The organism is Candidatus Accumulibacter vicinus (assembly GCF_000584955.1).
In the GTDB taxonomy this organism is placed as follows: domain Bacteria; phylum Pseudomonadota; class Gammaproteobacteria; order Burkholderiales; family Rhodocyclaceae; genus Accumulibacter; species Accumulibacter vicinus.
The window spans coordinates 238,414-241,805 of sequence record NZ_JDSS02000006.1 but is presented as its reverse complement, the minus strand read 5'-3'; the positions used below and the strand labels follow the sequence as shown (position 1 = coordinate 241,805).

Here is a 3,392-nt window from a genome sequence, read left to right as displayed (position 1 = left end):
AGGCCTTGCTCGGCCGCGCCGCGGCCCATCCCGACAGCGTCCTTCGAATGATCAACGAGTATTCGCTGACCCGGCAGTTCCAGCTTGCCGGCGGCACCGGCCACGGCATCTGGGGGCCCGGCGTGACGCTGGCGATCATGCGCCGCAGCCCGCCGGGCACGCTGGCGATCGACCTCGCCAACTGCAACAACTATGCGCGCGGCCTCGAAGCCGCCGCCGAGGTTGCTTGCCCGACGCTGTTGCTGGTCGCATGCCACGACCGCATGACGCCACGTCGCAACCTGCCGGCGCTGCAATCGGCTCTGCGCCAAGTGCTGCGCGCCGAGATTCCCGACTGCGGACACGCCATGATGAACGAACAGCCGCAAGCAGTCGTCGAACAGCTCCTGAACTTCCTCGCCAGCCCGGTGGACACCGCCGGCCAGGGCTGCTAGCGCTGCTCCGCGCCCGAGCGCGCCAGCACGACGACTGCGGCGAGGATGATCGCACCACCGGCGATCTGCCAGCTGCCGATCGCCTCGCCAAGAAAGATCGCTGCCAGAATCACCGTGACCACCGGTTCGAGTGTCGACAGCGTCGCCGCATCGGCTGCACCCAACCGCGCCATACCGGCAAAGAAAGTGATCATCGCCACCACTGTCGAGAACAGCGCGATGCCGCCGACGGCCGCCCAGGCCACCGGCGAGGCCGGGAAAGCCGCGCCGCGCGACAGCACGATCAGCCCAAACACCAACGCCGCCGCGAGCATGATCACCGTCGCTGACGGCATCGCTCCGACCAGCGGTGTAACGCGCTCGCCGACCAGGATATAGACCGAGTAGATCAAAGCCGCCACGATTCCGAGCAGAATGCCGGGAACACTGCCGGCGAGGCTGCCGCCGACGGCAAGACCGGTACCGAACAGCGCCGCCGCCACAGCCAACAGGCGCAGCGGCGACAGTCGCCGTCGCGCCAGTGCCGCCGACAGCACGGTGACGATTGCCGGATAGAGGTAAAGCAGCAGCGCCGTCAGGCTGGCTGTTGCATACTGCAGAGCGGCGAAGTAGCAAAACGACTGAGCGACGTAGCCGACCCCGCCCATCGCCACCAGCAACAGCAGATTGTGGCCGCGTGGCCACACCATCCCGCGTACGCGCATCAGCAAGGCCATCATCAGACCGGCCAGCGCAAAACGCAGGAACAACATGCTTGGCAAATCGACACTTTCGGCGTAAGCCAGCTTGGCGAAGATCGGCATGGCTCCGAAACCAGCCGCCGAAGCGACGATGCAGAGGAAACCGCCAAGACGCGTGCCTGTGCCAGGAACGGGTTGAACCATCAGGGGAACTCGGAAACGTTGGTTGCCGCCGCGGCAGCGCGGGTGAAAGAATCCGGACAGTCTGCGAAGCCTGCCGGTACTGCGGAAGATGCATGATGACATAAGCCTTGCCGAGAACCTATACTCGTACCTGGCAGAAAAAGCCGTTCTTGCCTTTGACGATGCACTCGGTATGCGGCGAGGGAAAGTTCGAAAGGTTGCTAACGACGGCTGGCGGTGCCGGTCATCGGTACGAAGCGCACTGGCAGGATGGCTTCGCGCTGCAGCGCCTTTCCCCGTTTCCGCAGCAGATACAGGTTCTGATCATCGAGTTCTCCGACCGGAATGACCATGCGGCCCCCCTCTCTGAGTTGGTCGATCAGCGGCTGCGGCACGTGATCGGGGGCGCAGGTGACGATGATGGCGTCGAAAGGCGCTGCCTCCGGCCAGCCCAGGTAACCATCGCCGTGTCGCACGCTGACATTGCCGTAGCCGAGTCTGGCCAGATCGGCTTGTGCCTGGACGGCCAGTGGCTCAACGATTTCGATACTGTACACGGCATGCACGAGACCCGACAGAATTGCCGCCTGGTAACCCGACCCGGTACCGATCTCCAGCACTCGGTCGTTTGCTTGCGGTTCCAGTTTCTCGGTCATGAAGGCAACCACGTAGGGCTGCGAGATGGTCTGGGCATGGCCGATCGGCAATGGCCGGTCGTCGTACGCGTAGCGCCTGAGCTTGGCCGGAACGAACTCGTGCCGTGGCACCGTGGCCATCGCCTTGAGCACCGCGGGGTTGCTGATGCCGCGCGTACTGGCGCTCAACTGCTCGGCGACCATGCGCGTTCGCGCACGATCGTAATCCATGTCGGTAGCTCCTGCGGTGTTGGTGGCGAAGAGCAGCGCGGACAGGAGTGTCCGCCACGGCGCCGCGAAATGTCGCCGCTGCTGTGGCGCTTGCCAAGGCATCGCTGCTGGGCCCGGTGCTGGCGGATGAGTATTTTCGGACATCACGATCTCCCAAGATTCGCAGCGGGCTGCACTCGGTGCTTACGAACCGGCGATTGCTGCCTGTCGCCTGAGCTGCGTATAGTGCCTGGCGGAAAGAAATAAAATAACATATGGATCAACATGTTACAATCAGTCTTGTGGCGTGAAGACGGCAAGACTCTGTGCGTATTTGTTTTGAGTTAATTCTTATTGGATGGACATCATCATGTCAAAACTGCTGTCAGTCGCGGAACCTGGCCCGCAACGAGACGCATCGACTGGAAAATTTGCGCTCTGGGCCCTGGGTTTTCGGCCGTTCTATTTGCTTGCCAGTATCTTCGCCGCGTTGTCGATTCCGCTTTGGGTGGCCCAATACACGGGATACTTGCCGGTCAGTTTGATGCACGGCTCTGCTTGGCACGGCCATGAGATGTTGTTCGGGTATACGCTGGCGGTAGTCGCCGGGTTCCTCTTCACGGCCGGCCGTAACTGGACCGGACAGCCGACGCCGACCGGCGGCGTGCTGTTTGCCTTTGCCTTGCTCTGGACCGCCGGACGAGTCCTGGTGCTGACGCCCTACGTGACCGCGGCAGCCCTGGTGAACATCGCATTTCCGGTAGCGGTCGGGATCGGGCTGGTCATCCCTTTGGTGAAGAGCCGTAATCGGCGCAACTACTTCTTCGTCGCGCTGCTGATGCTTCTTGGCGCAGCCGTTCTGGCCATGCATCTTTCCTGGCTCGGAATGCTGGCCTGGCCCGAACGGGCGAGTTTGCAGGTTGGACTCGATGTCGTCCTGTTCATCATCGCGGTGATGGGTGGACGGGTGATCCCCATGTTTACCAACAACGGTATTCCGGGTACGCAAGCCATTCGCCATCCACTCGTTGAAAAGATCGCACTCGGATGTGTACTGATTTTGCTGGCTGCCGACATTCTGTCGGCGCCAGCAACGGTGATCGCAACGATTGCGCTGGCTGCAGCCGTGGTGCACGCGGCCCGGCTCTACCTCTGGCAGCCTTGGCGAACCTTCGCTACGCCGCTGGTATGGGTGCTGCATGTGGCCTACGGCTGGATTGTCATCTATCTCGTGCTGCGTGCACTGGCGG

General features: G+C 62.5%; 4 protein-coding genes. 2 read left to right on the top strand and 2 right to left on the bottom strand.

Annotated features, from left to right (window positions below):
- Window positions 1-434: alpha/beta hydrolase (locus CAPSK01_RS01950; protein ID WP_273702888.1), on the top strand; the 434-nt coding region annotated here is incomplete at its 5' end.
- Here the strand turns inward: CAPSK01_RS01950 and CAPSK01_RS01945 are convergent.
- Both CAPSK01_RS01945 and CAPSK01_RS01940 read right to left on the bottom strand, forming a co-directional pair.
- Complete coding sequence (locus CAPSK01_RS01945; RefSeq protein ID WP_034921710.1) at window positions 431-1,318, bottom strand: DMT family transporter; 888 nt, start codon at window positions 1,316-1,318, stop codon at window positions 431-433. The two genes, CAPSK01_RS01950 and CAPSK01_RS01945, sit on opposite strands and share 4 nt — an antisense overlap.
- Before the next feature lie 200 nt (window positions 1,319-1,518).
- Entirely contained in the window at window positions 1,519-2,307 is a 789-nt protein-coding gene (locus CAPSK01_RS01940; protein ID WP_273702887.1) for a protein-L-isoaspartate(D-aspartate) O-methyltransferase, read from the bottom strand.
- Window positions 2,308-2,512: 205 nt separating this feature from the next.
- Here CAPSK01_RS01940 and CAPSK01_RS01935 point away from each other — a divergent pair.
- Window positions 2,513-3,392, top strand: an 880-nt coding sequence (locus CAPSK01_RS01935) for an NnrS family protein (RefSeq protein ID WP_034921706.1), incomplete at its 3' end; no start/stop codon positions are given.